At 68.6% G+C, this 19,489-nt stretch carries 15 protein-coding genes; 5 read left to right on the forward strand and 10 right to left on the reverse strand.

The features are described from left to right. Positions 1 to 548: 548 nt before the first annotated feature. Positions 549 to 1,544 (reverse strand): stage II sporulation protein M, encoded by a 996-nt coding sequence (locus C5B99_RS13500; protein WP_104242941.1) that lies wholly within the window; start codon positions 1,542 to 1,544, stop codon positions 549 to 551. 16 nt (positions 1,545 to 1,560) lie between these two features. Between C5B99_RS13500 and C5B99_RS13505 the strand changes: the two genes are divergently transcribed. After that, positions 1,561 to 2,427, forward strand: a complete 867-nt coding sequence (locus C5B99_RS13505) for an RDD family protein (RefSeq protein WP_104242943.1) — start codon at positions 1,561 to 1,563, stop codon at positions 2,425 to 2,427. A 142-nt stretch (positions 2,428 to 2,569) separates the two neighbouring features. On the opposite strand, the gene ahcY is transcribed toward C5B99_RS13505, so the two are convergent. From ahcY to C5B99_RS13520, 3 genes are read right to left on the reverse strand one after another with little or no spacing between them, the layout of a single operon-like run. After that, a complete protein-coding gene (gene ahcY / locus C5B99_RS13510; protein WP_104242945.1) occupies positions 2,570 to 4,042 on the reverse strand; it encodes an adenosylhomocysteinase in 1,473 nt (490 codons plus the stop codon). A gap of 45 nt (positions 4,043 to 4,087) precedes the next feature. Next, positions 4,088 to 5,530: a phosphomannomutase/phosphoglucomutase gene (locus C5B99_RS13515; RefSeq protein WP_104242947.1), complete on the reverse strand. Its 1,443-nt coding sequence runs from the start codon at positions 5,528 to 5,530 to the stop codon at positions 4,088 to 4,090. Beyond that, the gene (locus tag C5B99_RS13520) at positions 5,527 to 5,733 is read right to left on the reverse strand and encodes a DUF3499 family protein (RefSeq protein ID WP_104242949.1); all 207 of its coding nucleotides are present in this window, start codon (positions 5,731 to 5,733) and stop codon (positions 5,527 to 5,529) included. Before C5B99_RS13520 ends, C5B99_RS13515 begins: the two co-directional genes overlap by 4 nt. A 35-nt stretch (positions 5,734 to 5,768) precedes the next feature. Here C5B99_RS13520 and C5B99_RS13525 point away from each other — a divergent pair, with 35 nt between their 5' ends. After that, the gene (locus tag C5B99_RS13525) at positions 5,769 to 6,230 is read left to right on the forward strand and encodes a hypothetical protein (protein WP_181057986.1); all 462 of its coding nucleotides are present in this window, start codon (positions 5,769 to 5,771) and stop codon (positions 6,228 to 6,230) included. A gap of 20 nt (positions 6,231 to 6,250) precedes the next feature. On the opposite strand, the gene C5B99_RS13530 is transcribed toward C5B99_RS13525, so the two are convergent. From C5B99_RS13530 to manA, 4 genes are all read right to left on the reverse strand, one after another. Next, a complete protein-coding gene (locus C5B99_RS13530) occupies positions 6,251 to 7,735 on the reverse strand; it encodes a DUF5719 family protein (RefSeq protein WP_146082010.1) in 1,485 nt (494 codons plus the stop codon). Continuing rightward, complete coding sequence (locus C5B99_RS13535; RefSeq protein WP_181059488.1) at positions 7,722 to 10,697, reverse strand: glycosyltransferase family 2 protein; 2,976 nt, start codon at positions 10,695 to 10,697, stop codon at positions 7,722 to 7,724. Before C5B99_RS13535 ends, C5B99_RS13530 begins: the two co-directional genes overlap by 14 nt. 173 nt (positions 10,698 to 10,870) lie before the next feature. Then, the gene (locus C5B99_RS13540) at positions 10,871 to 11,188 is read right to left on the reverse strand and encodes a WhiB family transcriptional regulator (protein ID WP_104242955.1); all 318 of its coding nucleotides are present in this window, start codon (positions 11,186 to 11,188) and stop codon (positions 10,871 to 10,873) included. Positions 11,189 to 11,416: 228 nt separating this feature from the next. Continuing rightward, a complete protein-coding gene (gene manA / locus C5B99_RS13545; protein ID WP_258063361.1) occupies positions 11,417 to 12,748 on the reverse strand; it encodes a mannose-6-phosphate isomerase, class I in 1,332 nt (443 codons plus the stop codon). 236 nt (positions 12,749 to 12,984) lie between these two features. Here manA and C5B99_RS13550 point away from each other — a divergent pair, with 236 nt between their 5' ends. The 3 genes from C5B99_RS13550 (at position 12,985) to C5B99_RS13560 (ending at position 16,894) form a co-directional block, all read left to right on the forward strand. Beyond that, positions 12,985 to 14,172 (forward strand): acyl-CoA dehydrogenase family protein, encoded by a 1,188-nt coding sequence (locus tag C5B99_RS13550; protein WP_104242957.1) that lies wholly within the window; start codon positions 12,985 to 12,987, stop codon positions 14,170 to 14,172. 78 nt (positions 14,173 to 14,250) lie between these two features. Next, entirely contained in the window at positions 14,251 to 15,726 is a 1,476-nt protein-coding gene (locus C5B99_RS13555; RefSeq protein WP_104242959.1) for an O-antigen ligase, read from the forward strand. A gap of 4 nt (positions 15,727 to 15,730) precedes the next feature. Continuing rightward, positions 15,731 to 16,894, forward strand: coding sequence for an acyltransferase (locus C5B99_RS13560; protein ID WP_146081082.1), 1,164 nt, complete (start codon positions 15,731 to 15,733; stop codon positions 16,892 to 16,894). On the opposite strand, the gene C5B99_RS13565 is transcribed toward C5B99_RS13560, so the two are convergent. Both C5B99_RS13565 and C5B99_RS13570 read right to left on the reverse strand, forming a co-directional pair. Then, complete coding sequence (locus C5B99_RS13565) at positions 16,891 to 18,252, reverse strand: hypothetical protein (protein WP_104242963.1); 1,362 nt, start codon at positions 18,250 to 18,252, stop codon at positions 16,891 to 16,893. The two genes, C5B99_RS13560 and C5B99_RS13565, sit on opposite strands and share 4 nt — an antisense overlap. Before the next feature lie 267 nt (positions 18,253 to 18,519). Then, a complete protein-coding gene (locus C5B99_RS13570; protein ID WP_104242966.1) occupies positions 18,520 to 19,398 on the reverse strand; it encodes an NAD(P)-dependent oxidoreductase in 879 nt (292 codons plus the stop codon). Positions 19,399 to 19,489 lie beyond the last annotated feature (91 nt).

A 19,489-nucleotide genomic window follows, 5' to 3' on the forward strand; every position in this document is an offset into this window, starting at 1 on the left:
ACAAGTTTGAAACTGACAAAAAACAAAACAACACCAAACCCGAAAGTTCAGTACTGACTTGTATTGTCCAAATATGTTTCCAAAAGGAATCCTTACCCCCTCCAAAGGAAGAGGCACGGGATCAAATTGGCATTTGACATAGTGCACGCTGTTGAGTTCTCAAGAATCGAGCGCTTCCCTCTTCAAGCCTCACGGCCATCTCTAAGGAGCAATCGCTTGCACTGCAAACCCCGGACAAGAACCACGGACCGTGAGCATGAAGCTCATCCTCCGCACAACCAACTGGAAGAACCAGAGGCTGACGATCTTGCTACCCGGTGAGGCAGGAGTTCCGAGTGTAGATCATGTTGCTCCAACTTGCAAGAACAAGTGGCAGATGCTGATCTTTCTTTCGGACTGTCCGGCCCGTGCGACCCGCTCTCGCGTTTCGCTCCGTTGGCCTGACGAGTGATTACATTACGCAGAGACCCGGCGGCACACAACTCGGGGTACATCCCGGGCGTGTCGACCTCTCCGGCCCGCTGCCTGGCGGGCCACCGGCACTGGCGTCACCCTGCGTAGACCCGCCGCGCGCCGCCGTCGAACTTCTCGAGTGCGCCTGTCTCGCCGGCCCGGACCGCGCGACCGCCGAGCCAGAGCGCGTAGACGAGGTAGAGCGCAAGCGCGGCAGCCCCGATCCCGATCTTCACCGGCCACGGCCAGTCCTGCCTCGTCACGAACCCCTCGACCAAGCCGGAGATGAACAGGAAGATCGTCGTGCCGATCGCCACGACGACGAGCGCACGTCCATCGTCAGCCAGAGACTGCATGCGCGTCTTCGCGCCAGGGGCGACCCACGCCCAGAAGATGCGAAGCCCAGCGCCCGCCGCGACGAACACCATCGTCAGTTCAAGCAGTCCGTGAGGCGCGATCCAGAGGAAGAACACATCGAGGTGCCCGTGCGCGCCGAGCACCGCGGCGCTCTGGCCGAGCCCGAGCGCATTCTGCACGAGAACGACCGGCACCCACAGGCCGGTGATGCCGAATGCGATGCACTGCGCGGCGATCCAAGCGTTGTTCGTGAAGACCCTCGCCGCGAAGCTGGATTCCGAGAACTGCGAGTAGTAGCCGACGAAGTCCTCTTCCGCGTACTGCTCCAGCGCGGCCTCGGAGCCGAGGAATCCGAGGATCTCCGGGTTCGCCGTGATCCACCAGTAGCTGAGCACGCCCACGAGCAACGTGAATACCGCTGCACCGAGCGTCCACCAGCGAACGCGGTAGAGCGCAGCGGGCAGGGCAAGAGTGAAGAACGTGCCGAGGACCAGCAGGATGTTGCGCCCTGCCCCAGTGAACCTGCCGCGCGCCCGCGACAGCTGCACGGAGAGGAACTCTCCCTCGCGGGTCTCGCCGTAGCTCGTTCGGAGGGCCGAGAGCTCGGTCGATGAGTCCTGGTATCGCGTGATGAGCTCGTCGATCTCGGCGCCGGTCAGATTCCGGTGCCGAGCCAGCGCCCCCAGGCGCCGCCAATCCGCCGAACGGGCGGTTGTGAGAGCTTCAAGATCCATCTGTTTCAATACTGCCATGGCCACTCAGACGAGACCACGGGAACGCCTGAGCGTCAGCGACGAACAGCTTGTCGCCGGCGAAGGCGTGCATCTCGACGTCCGGCCAGCGGGGTTCGCGCTCCGCGCGGCATCGGCCGCCCTCGATGCGCTGGTCTACATGGTCGGATACGTCGGCCTCCTCATCCTGACCATGACGGTCCTCTCGAGCGACGACTTCCCGTTCGCCATCGACGAGGCGCTCATGAGCGCCATCGCCCTCTCGCTTCTCGTCGTCTGCCTCGTCATCGCTCCGTGCGTCGTCGAGACCCTCTCGCACGGCCGATCGGTGGGGAAGCTCGCCACCGGGCTGCGCATCGTTCGCGACGACGGGGGCGCGTCAGGGTTCCGGCAGGCGCTCATCCGCTCCCTGCTCGGATTCATCGAGCTGTACGGCACCTTCGGCGGCATCGCCATCATCACCGGCCTCGTCAACGGCAGGGCCAAGCGGCTCGGCGACATCCTGGCGGGCACCACCTGCCAGCGCGAACGTGCCCCGAAGCTCAGAAGCCACCTCGGGCCGATGCCCCAGCAGCTCATCGCCTGGGCCGGGATCGCCGACGCCGGGAGGCTGCCGGACCGAACCGCTCGCCGCATCCTGGACTACCTCGACCAGGCTGAGCACCTCACGCCCGCGCACCGGGACCGAGCCGCCGGCGAGATCGCGCGCGAGACACTCCCTCACGTGCACCCGATCCCCGACGTCGACGCCGACACCTACCTGCGAGGCCTCGCCGTGCTGCGCCGCGATCGAGAGCTCGCCGCGCTCTCCGCCATCGGCCGGCGGGAGACGGCGCTGGCCCCGACGCTCAACGGCATGCCCCACTCGTTCCCGGACCGAGGCTGAGCCGCGGGTCAGAGCTCGGTTCCCGGGCGGGCCGTGTCGGGACCCGACGGCGCACTGCAGCGCGAACAGCCGCAGCCCGCCAGGGTTCTCCCCTGTCGGGCTGCGGATTGTCGCGTGCCTGCCGATGCGCGGCGGGCGAGATTCAGTACCGGTAGTGGTCGACCTTGTACGGGCCGTCGACGGCGACGCCGATGTAGTCGGCCTGCTCGGGGGTCAGCTCGGTGAGCTTCACGCCGAGGGCATCCAGGTGAAGACGCGCGACCTGCTCGTCCAGGTGCTTCGGCAGCACGTGAACACCGAGCGGGTAGGCGTCGAGGCGCTGCCAGAGCTCGAGCTGCGCCAGCACCTGGTTCGTGAAGGAACTGCTCATGACGAAGGAGGGGTGACCGGTCGCGTTGCCGAGGTTCAGCAGCCGCCCCTCGGACAGCACCAGCAGCGAGCGCGAGTTCGGGAGGCGCCACTCGTGCACCTGCGCCTTGATCTCCACGCGAGTCGCACCGGCGAGGCCCTCGAGCCCGGCCATGTCGATCTCGTTGTCGAAGTGTCCGACGTTGCCGACGATCGCCATGTGCTTCATGCCGAGCATGTGCTCGAGCGTCAGCACGCTCTTGTTGCCCGTGCACGTGATCCAGATGTCCACCTGGTCGAGGACGTCCTCGACCTTGGCGACCTGGAAGCCGTCCATCGCGGCCTGCCACGCGCAGATCGGGTCGACCTCGCTGACGATGACCCGAGCGCCCTGGCCGCGAAGGGCTTCGGCCGCACCCTTGCCGACATCCCCGTAGCCGACCACGAAGGCGGTCTTGCCGCCGATGAGGACATCGGTCGCGCGGTTCAGCCCGTCGGGCAGCGAGTGGCGGATGCCGTACGTGTTGTCGAACTTCGACTTCGTCACCGAGTCGTTGACGTTGATGGCCGTGAACTGCAGCTCGCCCCGCTCGGCGAGCTCGTACAGGCGGTGCACGCCCGTCGTCGTCTCCTCCGTGACGCCGCGCACCTCGTCCGCGATGCGGCTGAAGTGGCCGGCGTCGACGGCGAGCGAGGCACGGATGGTGTCGAGGACAACCCGCATCTCGACGCTGTCGGCGTCGCTCGCGTCACGGACGGCTCCCGCGATCTCGGCCTCCCGGCCGAGGTGCACGAGCATCGTCGCGTCGCCGCCGTCATCGAGGATGAGGTTGGGGCCGACGGCGCCCTCGGCGCTCCAGTCGAAGATGCGCGAGGTGCACCACCAGTACTCCTCGAGCGTCTCGCCCTTCCAGGCGAACACGGGGATGCCCTTCGGCTCCTCGACCGTGCCGTCGGGTCCGACAGCGACGGCAGCAGCGGCTTCATCCTGCGTGGAGAAGATGTTGCAGCTGGCCCAGCGCACCTCGGCACCGAGGTCGGTGAGGGTCTCGATGAGCACCGCGGTCTGCACCGTCATGTGCAGCGAGCCGGCGATGCGTGCGCCGGCGAGCGGGTTCTGTCCCGCGTACTGGGCCCGCAGCGCCATGAGCCCAGGCATCTCGATCTCTGCCAGACGGATCTGGTGGCGCCCCGCCGGCGCGAGCGCCAGATCTGCGACGACGAACGGACGTTCGGTGGAGAGCTCGATACCTGACGTTGGTGCCATGACTGCTGCTTCCTTGCTACGGGTGTGGTGGATGCTGCGGGCCTGCTACTCGGCCCGGATGAGGCCGAGCACCTGGTCGCGCAGCGACTGCAGGCGCGCCTCGTCCTTCGCCTCGGCGTTCAGGCGCAGGAGCGGCTCGGTGTTGGAGGCTCGCACGTTGAACCACCAGAAGCCGGTCTCGTCGGAGCCGCGGACCGTGAGGCCGTCGAATTCCTCGAACTCCGCGGTGCTCGCGAAGGTGTCGACGATGCGCGCGAGCGCCGCAGGCACGTCGGCGACCGTCGAGTTGATCTCACCGGAGGCGAAGTAGGGGTTCTCGAGCCCGCCGATCTCCGAGAGCTGCTTGTCGGAGCCGCCCACGGCTGCGAGCACGTGCATCGCCGCGAGCATGCCGTTGTCGGCACTCCAGAAGTCGCGGAAGTAGTAGTGCGCGGAGTGCTCTCCGCCGAAGACCGCATTCGTGGCAGCCATCTGCGCCTTGATGAGCGAGTGGCCGACCTTCGTCTGGACGGCCTTCGCGCCCTCCTGCCTGATTGCCTCCGGAACGTGACGCGAGACGATGAGGTTGTGCAGGATGGTCGGCTCGGTCTCGCCGGCTGCACGGACACGCGCGATCTCGCGGCGCGCGACGATGGCGGTCACGGCGCTCGGCGAGACGGGCTCACCCAGCTCATCGATGAGGAAGCAGCGGTCCGCATCGCCGTCGAAGGCGAGGCCGAGATCGGCGCCATGCTCGATGACGGCCGCCTGCAGGTCGACGAGGTTCTTGGGGTCGAGCGGGTTGGCCTCGTGGTTCGGGAACGTGCCGTCGAGCTCGAAGTACATGGGGATGATCTCGAGTGGCAGGGCTCCGAGGCCGGCCGCCTCGCCGAGCACGGCGGGAACCGTGAGGCCGCCCATCCCGTTGCCGGCGTCGACGACGATCTTGAGCTGGCGGATGCCCGAGAGGTCGACCAGTTCGCGCAGGTAGGCCGCGTAGTCGGCGAGCACGTCGATGCGCTGCTCCTCGCCCGGCTGCTCGACGGCGGCGATGCCCTCATCGAGGAAGGCTGCCGCGCGATCGCGGATCGCGGAGAGGCCCGTGTCGAAGCTCAGCGCCTTCGCGCCGGCGAGCGACAGCTTGATGCCGTTGTAGGCGGCAGGGTTGTGGCTGGCGGTGAACATCGCGGCGGCCGCGTCGTACCGGCCGGACGCGAAGTAGTCCTCGTCGGTCGAGCAGAGCCCGATATGCGTGACGTTCGCGCCCCTCGCGGTCGCGCCGCGAGCGAAGGCCGTCGCGAAGCCCGGAGAGGAGTCGCGCATGTCGTGGCCGACGACGACCGTCTGGCCGGACAGCGCGAATTCGTCGACGAAGCCGGCGCCGAGCGCCGTCACGAGCGTCTCGGTGAGCTCGCTGCCGACGAGCCCCCGAACGTCGTAGCTCTTCACGACACCAGAGAGAGAACCCCGCTCGTCACTCGACGCGGGTGCGATTGCCACAGAAGTCATGAACCCAAAACTACCGGACGCATCATGCTCCAGCCCTGCGGTGGCGTCGAGCGCTCCGCGTGGCGCGCGCACAGGTCGTAGCTGTGGGGTTCGGCGGCGAGCGCAAGCGGGCCGATGACGGCGAGCTTGTCCTCGTAGTCGAAGGTCAGCGTGTACTCCGCCTTGCGGGTGCACGCGACTCGTGAGCATGGTCGATTGGACATCGGCGCAAGTCTACGCCGGGCGTAAACTCGCAGGCATGCCACGTCGCCGCCGGGAGAAGAAGTCCGAGAACGCCAGGAGGCAGGCCCGCCCTGAGCGGGGCCTTGCCCGCGGCAGGCACGGCAGGGGCATCCGCTCGAGTGTCGCCGGACCGTACCTGCCGATGCTCACGGGTCGGGTGGTCCGGTTCGAGAACCACGTGGCCGATGCGATGAACTACCTGCGCGCAGCCAACCCCGAGCGGCTCGCGAATGTGCAGGTGGACATCGCGAACGTGCCGAAGACGCTGCAGCATGCGGATGGCATGGATCGTTGGCACGTCGAGTCACCGAACCGCATCATCCTGTACCGGGTCGCGATAGATCGCCTCGCACGACTGCACTGCGAGGACCCGGTCCACTACCGGATGCTCGTGGAGCGGTGCGTGCTGCAGGCCGTCGCCGAGCTGCTCGGCTCCGACCCGTGGGACATCGCGCCGGAGCGCTTCGGCGACGAGTAGCTCCCCGCCGCCTGCCTGCCTCAGCGGTAGACGGTGATGACCTCGGCGAGCGGGTTTCCCGCGTAGCTCGGGATGGCCGCGAGCTGACCGTCGCCCGCGTAGGCGAGCTGGACCGAGACCCGGTCGAGCCCCTCGAGCCGGTACTCGCGCGAGGCCTCGACGTCGATGGACGTGGTGCCGTTGGCCGGGATCGTGACGGCTGTCTCCGTGCCGTCCTCCGCGATGAGCGTCGCGGTCTTCTCGACCCCGTCGGCGTCGGCGAGCTGCAGCTTGGGAGACGGGCCGTTCGGCACGGCGACGACCTGGCTGTCGCTCAGGACGGGGACCGGCAGGTACCAGGCCAGGTCCGATGCTGTGGCGGTGGCGGTGGTCTGCACGGCGGCGACGACGGGGTTGCTCGCTTCGATCCCGAGCGTGTACTGGCCGATCGGATACCCCGTCAGCGGGATCTCCGTGGTCCGTCCGCCCTCGATGGTGAGCGAGATCGGCTCCAGGGCGGTGCCGGCCGCGTCGCGCACGTCGACGGTGAGCTCCGTCTGCTCGTCTCCGGGCGCGAGGACTCGCAGCGTCGCGCCGCGCTCGAGCACCAGCGTGCCCTCGGCTTCCGACGCAGTGCTCGTCGAGGGGACGCCGACGATCGCGAGCGAGGTGCTCGGCGCATCCTGGGCCCCGATGATCTCGATGCCGCTCGGCGTCGCGCCTGAGGTGCGGGTCTGGTGCAGCGTCGAGATGATGCTTCCGGAGACGGCTTCCACGTGCACGACCAGATCGCCTCGATCGGGCGCGACCCCCTCGAGGCTCACGACCTCCCTGCTGCTCGCGGGCACGACGATCTCGCGGATCGTCGGAGCCTGCACGACGCCGTCTGCCGTCGAGACCGTGACGCGCACGTCGGCGGCCTGGTCTGCGGAGTTCACCATCACGAGCTGCGTGCTGCTGCCCTCCGCCGTGCTGCCACCGACCAGCCACTGCTCTGCGGATGGCATCCGGCAGGCCGTGGCTGCGAAGCCCCCGGCTGAGGGCTGCGCGAGCTCGAGCGTCTGGGCCGCAGCGAACGCCGTCGGCGACCCGTCCTCGGTCAGGCCGGGCACCGTGAAGCGCACGGGCGCGAGCGCCTGCTGCTGGTCGGCCGCAGGCGTGGAGGCGACGACCGGCTCGACCTCGAGCCCGCCTTCGTCGCCCGCGAGTCGGATGCTCGTGGTGCCGAGCGTCGCGGGGAGCGTCGGGTCGTCGGTCGCGAGCCCGAGCAGCGTGAGGGGGCCGGGGCACACGCGATCCTGCGCGCTCGCGACAGGGCTCACGAGGACGGAGTTCGCGGAGGCGACGACGACGCCCTCCGGCGCGAGCTGCACGGCCGCGACGACGCCCCCGACCGCGACGATGGCGGCGCCGACGCTCAGGGCGCGCCAGACCGGCCGCCGTGCGTGCCGCTTTCCGGGCGCCTTGCGGGCTGCGTCGTCTGCGGCACGCGCCTCGGCGATCACCTTCGACTCATCGAGCGTCATGGTCGCCTCCCCGTGCACCTGTGCCGAGCACGTCATCGTCGTCGTCGAAGTCGTCGACCGTCAGCGCGGTGACATCGCGCCGCAGCATCCGCTCGTCGCCGTCCGTGTCACCGTCGAGGTCGTACCACGGGCGCCCGCTGGTCTTCTCCCGGCGGCGCACATCGGCGGCGCGGGCGCTGAGCCCTCCGGTCGGGAGGGCGGCGAGGAGCGTCAGGGCAAGGAGCACACCCTGCACGATGAGCATCGACCGACCGAGCGTGGTTCCGGTGTTCGCGGTATCGAGCGGACCGGAGACACTCGGGTCGGTCGGCTCCAGCGTGGGGCCGACGACCTGCCAGAGGGTGCCGAACTCCGTTGCCCCGGCCGGGCGCAGCCCGAAGTTCGCGTCGAGGGAGGAGACGAGGCGCCCCTCCATGGTCGCGGCGTCGCTCCCGCCCTCCGGGACGAGCAGGTAGCTGATGCCGAGCGCGTGCAGCTCCTCGGTCGGGCGGTACGAGGAATCCGAGGCGAAGTTCACGGCCAGCTCCGCCAGGCGCTGGTCGCCCGCGGAGAAGCCGACGCTCGTGGTGCGCAGCGTCGACTGCGAGTCCAGGCTGTCGCCGGTGCCGCGCTCGAGACGCACCTCGACGGCGCCGCTCGCGAGCGGCGCGATCACGAGGGTGCCGACCTCGTCAGAGGCACGGCCCTGAGCATCCACGATGGCGGGCAGCGATCGGCCGTCGCCGGCACCGACCAGCGCGTCGCCGCGCAGCAGTGCCGTCGCGGGAAGAGCAGCCAGGAGCACGATGCCGACCAGCGCGACACCCGCGAAGACCTGCGAAAGCCGGGGGCGGAGCGCGCCGAGCGTTGCCGCGGCCGAGATCAGGGCACCCAGCCACATGAGCGACTGCGCGCTGCCGGGCCACAGCGAGATGCTCTCGACCCCGACGTGCGAGAAGCCGAAGCGGCTCGCCGCCGCCGCGGTCACGAAGCCGAGCAGCAGCAGCTGCAGGCCGAAGAGCGACGCGCGCCAGTTTCGGCTGCCGGGGGCGAGCAGCGCCAGGAGGAAGAGCGGAGCCACCAGGGCCGCGGCGACGGTGGGGACCGCAGGGGAACCCTCGAGCAGCCCGCCAGCCCAGCTCGGGTCCTCGAGCAGGGACCCGGGGAAGCCGAGGAGCATCTGCCACGCATCAGGAGCAGTGCTCGCGAGCGGGACTCCAGGGTCCGCGAACAGCGCGAGCGGGCGCCCCCGGTTCCACTGCGCGACGGCGAGTGGCGCGAACAGCACCAGGGTCGGCACCGCGGTCAGCAGGCGCTGGACGAAGCCCCGCCCGCCGATGACGAGCCATACGAGCCACACGATGGCGATGGGCAGTGCCAGGATCGGGGCGGCCGCGATCGCGATCGCCGCGAGCAGCCCCGTCGCAGCCGCGCGCGACCAGTTCCTCGACGCGCTCAGCGCGGAGAAGATAAGCCATGGGAGCACGAGGTGCGCGATGACGGCGGCGATGCGCCCTTCCGCGAGCGCGACGACGAGCGGTGGCGCGAGCATCCAGGCGAAGGCGGCGAACGCCCGCAGCCCGGCCCGGTTGGTGAGGCGCGCCACGAGGAGCCATGCCCCCATCGCGGCGAGCGGGAGCGCGAACAGCCACAGCAGCACGATGCTGAGGCTCGGGTGCCAGAAGGTGAGGGTGCCGAGCACCGCGAGCACGTAGGTGAAGGGATCGGCGACGCCGAACGCGCCGTCCCCGACATCTCGGACCCCGTACCCGGTGCGCCCCCAGAGCGTGCCGATGGAATCGGCCAGCGGCAGGAGGCCACCGCCGGAGAGCGTCGACTGGCCGATGAGGGACAGACCCAGGCCCAGGCCCAGGACGGTCGAGACGAGCAGCACCCAGAGTCCTCCGGAGCCGACGAGCGAGTACCGCTCACGCTCCTCGTGCGTGAGGGCACGCAGCTCCTCGCGCTGCAGACCGAGCGTCTTCTGGTTCTCCTCGGCGCTCACGAGCAGCGGCTCGATGACGGTCCACGGCTCGGTGCGCGTCTTCGCGAACTGCGCCCTTGAGCGGGCGGCCCCGGTCTTGCCGAACGTCACGCGCGACGCGGAGCGGAGCTCGGCGAGGATACGGCGCGGACGCTTCCGCACGAGGTGCCAGATGCCCTTGAGCAGAGCGATCGGGATGAGCACCAGCCGCAGGACGCCGAACGCCGCTGCTGGGGTCTTCGTCAGACTGCGGTGCACCCTGGCGGTGTCTCTGGCAGCTTCCACCGCCGAGGCGCTCATCCCGGGGTTCATCGCGGCCGTCCCCGGCGCTTCGGGGTCGCAGGCGACTCGCGCTGAGGGGGTCAGCAGCACGCGGCCGCCGGCAAGCCACACCCGCGTGCAGAAGTCGAGCGCGTCATCGACGGCGGGAAGGCCAGGATCGAAGCCCTCGAGCGCGAGCCACGGCTCGCGACGAACCAGCATGCCGCCGGCCGCGACGCCGAGGACGTCGGAGTCCTGGTCGAACTGCCCCTGGTCCAGCTCGTCTTCGCGGAGTCGCAGGCTCTCGCCGTTCTGCAGCATCGACTGGCCGAACTCGACGAGCGTCGCGGCGTCGTCACTGCGGACGAGCTTCGGGCCGGTCACCTCGAGCGAGGGGTTCCGCTCGGCGGTGTCGAGGAGCTGCTCGAGCGCGTCGTGCTCTGGAGCGTTGTCGGCGCTGAGCAGCCAGAGCCAGTCGCCCTCCGACTGCAGCCCCTGCTCCTCGAGGACGGCCACCGCCTCGGCGAGCGCGGCACCGAACGTCGTCTCGGTCTCCAGCGTCAGCAGGATGTCGGGTTCGGCCGCGCGCATGACCTCGAGCGTCGAGTCCGTCGACGCGAGATTCACCATCACGACGCGGTCCGGGATGCGCGACGATCCCTCGAGCGCGGCGATGGTGCGCTCGAGCGAGCGCGACGCATCTCGCGCGACAAGGATTGCGGTGACTCCGGGACGCATTGAACGAATGGTATTCGGCTCCCCCGAGCGATGCCGCATTGCGAGCGGCAAGCCGCGAACACGCGCACCCCGGTGTCACCGCCAGCGGACGCACGAAGGGCCCCGCACGACCGAAGTCGTCACGGGGCCCATCAACGTGGCCTGCTCGGTCACGCGGACCGAGCTCTCGGCGGTTACGCGAGCTTGCGCAGCTTGCGCCGCTCGCGCTCGCTCAGCCCACCCCAAATGCCGAAGCGCTCGTCGTTGGACAGCGCGTACTCGAGGCAGTCGCTCCGGACCTCGCAGGAGTCGCAGATCCGCTTCGCGTCACGCGTCGACCCACCCTTCTCCGGGAAGAAGGCCTCTGGGTCGACCTGCGCGCACAGCGCGTCGGCCTGCCATGCGAGCGGGTTGTCGTCGCCGACATTCCTTCGAACTCCTGGGACGCCGAGGTTGACCGGGTCGACATACCAGTCCTCCGGAACCGAGGGGTTCCTCCCTGGAATTGCCATATCACGTTCTCCCCACGTTACTTGCGGGCACCTGCCCGCGCGTCGGAATCATTACATCGTTGTAATTCACCCCGCGTCAAGTCGAAAGCCCTCAACACTAAGCCCGGTCTTGAGACTTTTCGGAGAAGCCGCGCGCGATTCGCGGCGGCGTGTCGCCGAGGATCCCCCGCGAGGTGGCGGGCTGGACCACCCCGGGGGCTCGCAGACCCCCGCGACGAAGATTCTCAGCTAGTCGGCGTGTCGCATCGGCACCGTGTCGCGACGGTCGAGCCCCGGCCCGGCCGCGAAGAGGTCGACGGAGCCGATGACGCGCACGGGCAGCTCATCGGGCGTCACGAACACGGACTCGCCAGCGCTGATCTTCGCCGTGGACTTCGCTCCCTCGAGACGGGCCTCCCCCTCGAGGCACAAGAGCATCGTCGGGCCGTCGAGGTGGATGGTCTTCACCGCTTCATCCGGGCCGGGAACGACCCGAACGAGCCGGAAGTCGGGAATCTCGGGCCGGTACTCCTCGACGCCCTCCTGGATGCGCGTCGCGGCGATGTACGGCGGCGGCACCGGGGCGAAGTCGAGCCGCGCGAGCAGCTCCGGGATGTCGATGTGCTTCGGCGTGAGCCCGCCACGCAGCACGTTGTCGGACGCCGCCATGATCTCGATGCCGAGGCCCCGGACGTAGGCGTGCATGTTGCCGGCGGGGAGGAAGATCGCCTCTCCCCTCCTGATCGTGATGTGGTTGAGCAGCAGCGCCAGCGCGATGCCGGGGTCACGCGGGTACATGCGCGCCAGCGTGGCGATGATGCCCCGCTCCCGAGCGAAGCGCTCGGACTGGTCTCCGGACTCGTCGCCCGCGAGCGCTACTCCGGAGACCGCCGCCACGAGATCGCCGACGGCGTCGCCACCCTCGAGGAGCCAGGTCACGAGGGACTGCAGCTCCTCCCCCGTGGAGAGCGACACGACCCGAGCCTCGAAGTCCGCGAGCGCGGCGCGTCCTGCGGGCGGCTGCTCGGCGTCCGACTCCGCGCGGCGCGCGAAGTCGCCGACAACCGCGGCGACCTCGGCGAAGTCGCGGAACCCGGCAAGCGCATCCATCGTCTCGCTGAGTGCGAGGAGCATCTCGGGCTTGTGCAGCGGATCCTTGTAGTTGCGCTCCGGCGCGCTGAGGGGAATGCCGGCCTGGTTCTCGCGCTCGAACCCGAGACGCGCGTCCGTGAGCGTCGGGTGCACCTGCAGCGAGAGCGGGGTCGCGGCAGAGAGCACTTTCAAGAGGTACGGCAACCGTGGGCCGTCACCCTCGCGCAGCCCCATGGCGTAGCGGCCGAGCGCGGCCACCGGAGCCTGCTCGATCCAGGCGTCGAGGGTGGCGGCGCCGCCCGCGAGCTCGGGGTCGACGATTCGGCTCGGGGCACCGGGATGGGCCCCCAACCACAGCTCGGCCTGGGGCACTCCCTCCCAATCGGCGTCGTCGAGGGTGCAGGCGCCGGTCGTGCCGAGCAGCTGCGAGATCGATCCTGGCGCACCCCAGGCGTAATCACGGGGGGCATTCTTCAGTGGCAGAAACATCACGCGAAGGCTACCGAATCTCACCGCCTCTGTGGGAGCGGTGCGGCGAACTGCAGGGCAGACACAAGAGCCCGGCCCCGAATCGCGACCGACTTCGCGGATTCCGCCAAGGCGCTGGCGTGAGCATGGTGACGCTTCGTAGGCTCGCGGAGCGCTCGCTTCGCCGCCGCAGCCGGTGCCGCCGGTCCGACGATCGCGGAGCGCCTTCCACCCGCGCGACTCGGAACAGGACGGTCATGGACGACAACGAACTGCAACTTCTGCCTGGCGACTTCACGGGGCTCGAGGCCGAGCTCTCGGCCGAGGAGAGGGGTCTCATCGCCAAGCTTCGCGAGTACCTCGAGCGTGACGTGCGACCCGTCATCGACGAGCACTGGGAGGCCGCGACGTTCCCCACCGAGATCGTCAAGGGTCTCGCTGAGGCCGGCGTGGTCGGCCTCGCCTTCGAGGAGACGCGCCCGTTCCCGAACTCCGCCGTCTTCCGCGGGTGGACGGCCCTCGAGCTCGCCCGGGTCGACGCCAGCGTCGCCACCTATGTTGGCGTGCAGAACGGCCTCGCGCTCGGGGCCATCGGACTGTGCGGTTCCGACGCCCAGCGTGAGCGATGGCTTCCGGCACTCGCCTCCGGCGAGCTCATCGGAGCCTTCGGCCTGACCGAGCCGGGCTCAGGCAGCGACTCGGCCAGGGGCCTCACCACCACGGCGGAGCGAGTCGGCGACGAGTGGGTGCTGAACGGCGCGAAGCGATGGATCGGGAACGCGACGTTCGCCGACATCGTCGTCATCTGGGCCAAGGACGTCGCAGACGGTCAGGTCAAGGGCTTCGTCGTCGACACCTCGCTCCCCGGGTTCACCGCCACCAAGATCGAGCGCAAGGTGTCGCTGCGCATCGTGCAGAACGCCGACATCACGCTCGACGGCGTCCGGGTCCCGGCCGACGCGAAGCTGGAGCACGCCAACTCGTTCAAGGACACCGCCACCGTGCTGCGTCAGACCCGGGCCGAGGTCGCCTGGCTCGCGACCGGCATCGCGGTCGGCGCCTACGAGGCCGCGCTCGCGTACGCGAAGGAGCGGATCCAGTTCGGCGCTCCCATCGCCGCCAGGCAGCTCATCCAAGAGCGACTCGTCGACGCGCTCGGCCTCATCACGTCCAGCATCACGCTCTGCGTGCGCATCTCGCAGCTCGGCGATGCCGACGCGCAGAAGGACGAGCACTCGGCGCTCGCGAAGGCCGTCGCGACGGGCAACATGCGCAAGGTCGTCGCCCTGGCCCGCGAGGTGTGCGGCGGCAACGGCATCGTCGCCGACTACGGGGTCGGCCGGTTCTTCGCCGATGCTGAAGCCATCTACTCGTACGAGGGGACCAGGGAGATGAACACCCTCATCGTGGGCAGGTCGATCACCGGCCACGCAGCCTTCGTGTGAGCACCCCTCCTGCACGCATCGGGGGCTGCATGCGGGGCAGAGGACCCGGGGCGTCCGCAAGTGCGCGAGAATAGGCCGGTGAGCTCCACCCGAACCCCCGCTGAATCTGCCGCGACTGAGCGCGCCCCCTGGCGCCGATTCTTCGCGCAGGTCCCGGGCAGCCCCGGCCTCACCGCGTTCGCGACCTTCACGTTCTTCACAGCGTTCGCGGGTGACTTCTGGCGGAACCTCGTGACCTGGTACGGCTTCGGGGTCATCGTCCTCGTCATCATCGGAATCTCCATCTGGCTGCTCGCGAGCAAGAAGCCGCTGCCGAAGATCATGCACTTGCCCTCGGCGCTCATCGCCTTCGTCGCCTGGTGCGCGCTGTCCATCATCTGGTCGATCTACCGCCCCGAGTCGCTCCTCGGCTTCGGCATCCAGCTCGTGACCGTCATCGTGGCACTTGCCATGGCCGTCTCCCTCACGAAGCCGCAGTTCCTGCGGGCGTTCAGCGCGGCGATGCGGTGGATCCTCGGCCTCTCCCTGGCCTTCGAGGTCGTCGTCGCCCTCTTCTTCCCCGGCGGGGTGCTCCCCCTGGCGCTGCTCATCCCCGGCGAGCTCGAACGCGTGACCGGCATCCCGGGGGCAACCGCCGAGACCGTCCCGGCCGCCTTCCTCTGGAGCCAGGGCCACATCTTCGCCGGAAGCGCCATCCAGGGCATCCTCGGCAATCGCAACCTGCTCGCCATGGCCGCCCTCCTCTGCGTCATCGCCGTCGCCGTGCAGTGGTACGCGAAGCAGATGCGGCGCTGGCCCGCCCTCACCTGGATCGCCCTCGGCCTCATCGCCATCCTGCTGTGCAAATCGGCGACCGTCTTCGTCGGCTGCGCCGTCGTGCTGCTCGCCGTCGCGCTCGTCTTCGTGGCGAGACCGCTGAGCAACGCGCAGCGGTGGGGCATGTACGGCGCCGTCTTCGCGATCATGCTCATCATCGGCTGGGTCGTGCTGCAGTTCAACACGCAGCTGTTCGGCCTCATCAACCGCTCGAGCGACATGTCGGGACGTGGCGACATCTGGGCGGAGGTCGGACGCCTCGGCAGCGAGCATTGGCTGACGGGCATGGGCTGGATCAGCTACTGGGCACCATGGGTCGAACCCTTCAAGGGGCTCCTCGTCGTCGACGGAGTGCACTTCCTGCAAGCCCATAACGCCTACCTCGACGTCTGGATGCAGACGGGCCTCATCGGAGCGTTCTTCTTCGTCGGCATCGTGCTCTCGACCCTCATCCGCACCTGGTGGCTCGCCGTCGATCGGCCGCAGACCGACGCAAGCGGCCCGCGCGACTTCCCGCCGACGGCCATGCTCGCGTTCCTCCTCATGGTGGCGCTCACCGTGCAGTCGCTGACCGAGTCGAGGCTGCTCGTCGAGGGCAACTGGCTGCTGCTCTGCTATCTGGCGATCTACTCGAAGCTGCGCATCCAGGACCTCCCGGCGCTGCCGAGGCGCACCATCTCGACCAAGACCGGGCCGCTGCCGATCATCGAACGCAATCGACTCGAGGGCATTGACTGACGCTGTGACTTCTCTTCACCACACGACGGAACCCATGCGCGGACGCAAGACGTGGATGGACCTCCTGCGGGGGTCTGCGATCCTGCTCGTGATCCTGTTCCACGCCTCGGCGCTGCCGGTGATCCTGATCTTCGTGCCGCCCACTGAGTTCGTCGCCGACCTCAACACGTTCTTCGGCCCGTACCGCATGAGCATGCTGCTCGTGCTCTCCGGCATGCTGCTCGGGCGGTCGCTCTCGAAGCCGGCAGGCGTCTACTACGTCAGCAAGGTGCGGACCATCGTGTGGCCGTACCTCGTGTGGGCCGTGATCTACTGGCTTGTCTCCGGGCAGGAAGAGTGGATGGATCCGAGCGCCTGGATCGCGACGAGCTGGCTCTGGTTCCTGTTCTTCCTTGCGATCTACTACGCGGCAGCTCCCCTCCTCGCACGCGTCCGCGGGCCCCTGTTCGCGGTCGTCCCCGTCGTGCTGTGGAGCTTGAGCGTGCTGCTCCCCGACGGGGACCTGACGAACCTCGCCTACTACGGCGGGTTCTTCTTCGCGGGGCACTTCGTCGCGACGTGGCGGGCCACCTTCACGCGATTCGAGACGATTCCGTGGATGCTCGGCCTCCTCGCCATCGCCGTGACCTTCAGCCTGCTGCTCGTGGCTCAGGACCACGCCTACTACTTCGGCCTCGGCAGCCACCTCGGCGTCTCCCCTGGGGGCCCTGGCGAGCTCGTCGACGCGCTCGACGGCCCCACCATAGACAACCCGACCGGCGAGGTCGCAGGCGCCGACAACGGCACCGTGATCGATCGGCTTTCCGTGCTGTGGATCCCGGTCGTCCTCGCGGGCATCGCTGGCATCATCATGTGGGTTCGCCGCGTCACGGGTGCTCTCGAGGGGCGCGGCGCTGACGCCGCCAAGTGGCTGCAGTACATCGGCCGCAACTCCGTGGTGTTCTACGTCGTCCACTACCCGACGCAGATCTGGATCACCTTCCGAATGGGTGAGGCCGGCGTCGTCGACTCGAACACGACCTTCTGGGCGTGCACGCTCGGCGCGCTCGGGATGAGCTACCTCGCCTGCTGGCTGCGCCGCTTCCGACTCTTCGATGCGTTCTTCGTCTTCCCGAAGCTTCGCAGCACCACACCTGCTCAGCAGGCCAGGGTGACCAGCAGCTCCTAGGTGCCTGGCTGCTGCAGAACGTCGGAGCAGCGGATATCGAATTTGCGGAACTCGGGCGCCGTCTCGAACTGGTAGATCGCGGCCGGGTTCGCCTCGCAGACGGTGAGCGCCTGGCGCCATTGCGGGGTCCACGCCGCGCCTTCGTCGCGAGCGTTGTCGACCTCCGGCCACTGCATGGCGATGTAGGCGAAGAACAGCAGGGTGACCCCGAGGGCTGCGACGCGACTGAAGACGGGCAGCTTCGGACTCACTCTCGAGACGAACGCCGAGGCTGCGAAGGGAAGGCACGCAAGCGCGAACATGCCGGCTGATGCGCCGTAGCGGAGGTTGAGCAGCACCAGGAGCCAGACCTCCCCTTCGATGTCCGCGAACCTGAAGAACCAGAACGGGTTGACGATCAGGGACCCGCCGAACGTCGCGCCGGAGACCAGCAGGAGCGTGACCAGCGCGAAGCGCTCCGGATTCTTGCCGCACACCAGGGCGATGACCGCTGCGAGCGCGAAGGGGATGAGCCCGAGCCACAGGAACCAGGTGCCGTTCTCTGCGAGGTACACGGCGTTGGCCTCGACGTCCCCGTTCCAGATGGGGAGAATCGCGTTGGCGAGCCAGCCGATGATGACGTCCGCGATCTCCACGACCTCGTCAGACTCTGTCCCTCTCGGGTAGTTCAGCCAGGTGAAGACCTGCGCGCCGGCGCCCACGAGGGCGCCCACGGAGACGATGACGTGGGAGAACGTCCTGTTCCAGATGAGCCTCAGCAGCATGAAGGGCACCACGACGACCGCCTGGAACTCCGACAGCGCGCACGTTAGCGCGATGACGGCCCAGAAGATGCCCTCGCGCCTCGAGTTGATCTGGGTTACCGCGATCCACGCGACGAGCCAGAGGCAGTAGGTGTGGATGTTCGCGAGGTCGCCGATGATCTCGCGGCTCAGGAGGGGGACCATCACCGGGACGATCGCCATGAGGAATCTCGCCGGCAGCCAGCGCAGGATCCCGCGCGTGAGCCGGAAGGTGGCGGCGCCCACGAAGCCGGCGAACAGCACGCAGAGGATGAAGACGCCCCTGTCGAAGTGCTCGATCGGCACGAATTCGACGAGGCCCGCCGCGAAGAGGCGCGGCAGGAAGTGCTGGTAGCCGGCGTAGGGCTGCAGGAGGGACGCGAACGTCCCGTTCTCGAGCTGCTGCCGCAGGAAGACCGGTCCGTCCTCGGCCCACAGCGCCTGCTGCTCGGCCGGGGCGATGCGAAGCCAGGTCGTGATGGTGACGACGACGAAGACGACGGCGGTCCAGAGCAGCTCGTTCCTGGTCCAGCTCGGTAGGCGACTCAGCCCCTGCTCGACCCTGCTCAGCTTCACAGCCTCTACTGTCTCTACAGCCAACGGACCCCCCAATTATCGCGCGCACCCGTCCGACGGCAGGCCCGTTCGAGCACCGAGCCTACTGGTGCGCGTGGCCGCACTCACGAGGACGTGCCGGGGCACGTGCGCACTCCGCTCTGGACGAATGGAGCGCGTGTGCACGCAGCGCACGCGTCCCCGCCGCGCGCGGCAGGATCACGTCAGTGCGGGCAGCGGGTTCGAGCCCCGTCAGCCCGGAGAGCCCGTCAGGGCCCGGAGAGCCTGTCAGCGCTGATCTGTGCCCTGGACTCCGGCAGCGTCCTTGGCCATGAGCTCCCGAATCACCGTGGCGTCACCGTAGATCTCGCGAGAGTCGTACGGTCGGTCGGGGAAAGCGCCGTACTGCAGTGCGATGCCGAGATCATTGTCTCGGATGAACTGCTCGACCTGCTCGCCAAGCGACACGGACGTTCCAGAGCCCACGTTGATGATCCCCGTGACCTCTTCCTGCGAGGCGACGGCTGCGATCTGGCGCCCGAGTTCGGCGACATGGATGAAGTCGAAGCGCGCTGCCCCCGAGGTGAAGGGGAACTCTCTCTTGCCATCTGCGGCGGCTTCGAGAAGCTTCGTGAAGATCGACTTGTTGTTGCGGTCGTCTCCGAAGATGTAGTACGCACGCAGCCACTGCAGGGCCACCCGGTCGCCGAAAGCGAGGGTCGAGGACTTCCGGAGCGCGTCCTTCGCGATGCCGTACAGCGAGAGCGGGTTCGTGGGCGTCTCAGCCGAGACCATGCCCTCGTAGAAGCCGATCTCGTGCATGGACCCGAGGACCGCAAGCCGCTGCACGCCAGCCTCGGTCGCCGCTTCCAGGAACCTGAAGTGGTCGGAGAGCTTCTGCATGTGGACCGGGGCGTTGTGCGCGAATCCCGCTTCCCAGGCAAGGTGCACGACGGCCGTCGGAGCTGGCTCGAGCAGGACGGAGAAATCTGCGGATGGTGCCAGCAGATCGAACTCGACGACTCGAGCCTCGCTGTTGATCGTGGCGGCGCTCCCTGGACGGACAACGGCGGTCACCTCTTGGCCCCGTGCAACCAGTGCGTCGACCACGTGCCTGCCGATGTAACCACCGGCCCCGGTCACGAGAACCCGTTCGCTTTGCGTCATCTTCGTCCCTTCACAAGAACGGCCAGTCTAGCCGAGGCCTCAGCTCGTCCTCGTCTGACTCGGCGCTCGGGGGAAAGGCGAAGAGCCCGCC

The organism is Pseudoclavibacter sp. Z016 (assembly GCF_002931215.1).
In the GTDB taxonomy this organism is placed as follows: domain Bacteria; phylum Actinomycetota; class Actinomycetes; order Actinomycetales; family Microbacteriaceae; genus Pseudoclavibacter.

Coding starts and splice junctions, on each gene's coding strand:
- C5B99_RS13520 (WP_104242949.1), bottom strand. CDS start 5,733: ATGTCCAATCGACCATGCTCACGAGTCGCGTGCACCCGCAAGGCGGAG.
- C5B99_RS13540 (WP_104242955.1), bottom strand. CDS start 11,188: ATGGCAATTCCAGGGAGGAACCCCTCGGTTCCGGAGGACTGGTATGTC.
- manA (WP_258063361.1), bottom strand. CDS start 12,748: ATGTTTCTGCCACTGAAGAATGCCCCCCGTGATTACGCCTGGGGTGCG.
- C5B99_RS13525 (WP_181057986.1), top strand. CDS start 5,769: ATGCCACGTCGCCGCCGGGAGAAGAAGTCCGAGAACGCCAGGAGGCAG.
- C5B99_RS13550 (WP_104242957.1), top strand. CDS start 12,985: ATGGACGACAACGAACTGCAACTTCTGCCTGGCGACTTCACGGGGCTC.
- C5B99_RS13515 (WP_104242947.1), bottom strand. CDS start 5,530: ATGACTTCTGTGGCAATCGCACCCGCGTCGAGTGACGAGCGGGGTTCT.
- C5B99_RS13505 (WP_104242943.1), top strand. CDS start 1,561: ATGGCCACTCAGACGAGACCACGGGAACGCCTGAGCGTCAGCGACGAA.
- C5B99_RS13500 (WP_104242941.1), bottom strand. CDS start 1,544: ATGGATCTTGAAGCTCTCACAACCGCCCGTTCGGCGGATTGGCGGCGC.
- C5B99_RS13535 (WP_181059488.1), bottom strand. CDS start 10,697: ATGCGTCCCGGAGTCACCGCAATCCTTGTCGCGCGAGATGCGTCGCGC.
- ahcY (WP_104242945.1), bottom strand. CDS start 4,042: ATGGCACCAACGTCAGGTATCGAGCTCTCCACCGAACGTCCGTTCGTC.
- C5B99_RS13530 (WP_146082010.1), bottom strand. CDS start 7,735: ATGACGCTCGATGAGTCGAAGGTGATCGCCGAGGCGCGTGCCGCAGAC.
- C5B99_RS13570 (WP_104242966.1), bottom strand. CDS start 19,398: ATGACGCAAAGCGAACGGGTTCTCGTGACCGGGGCCGGTGGTTACATC.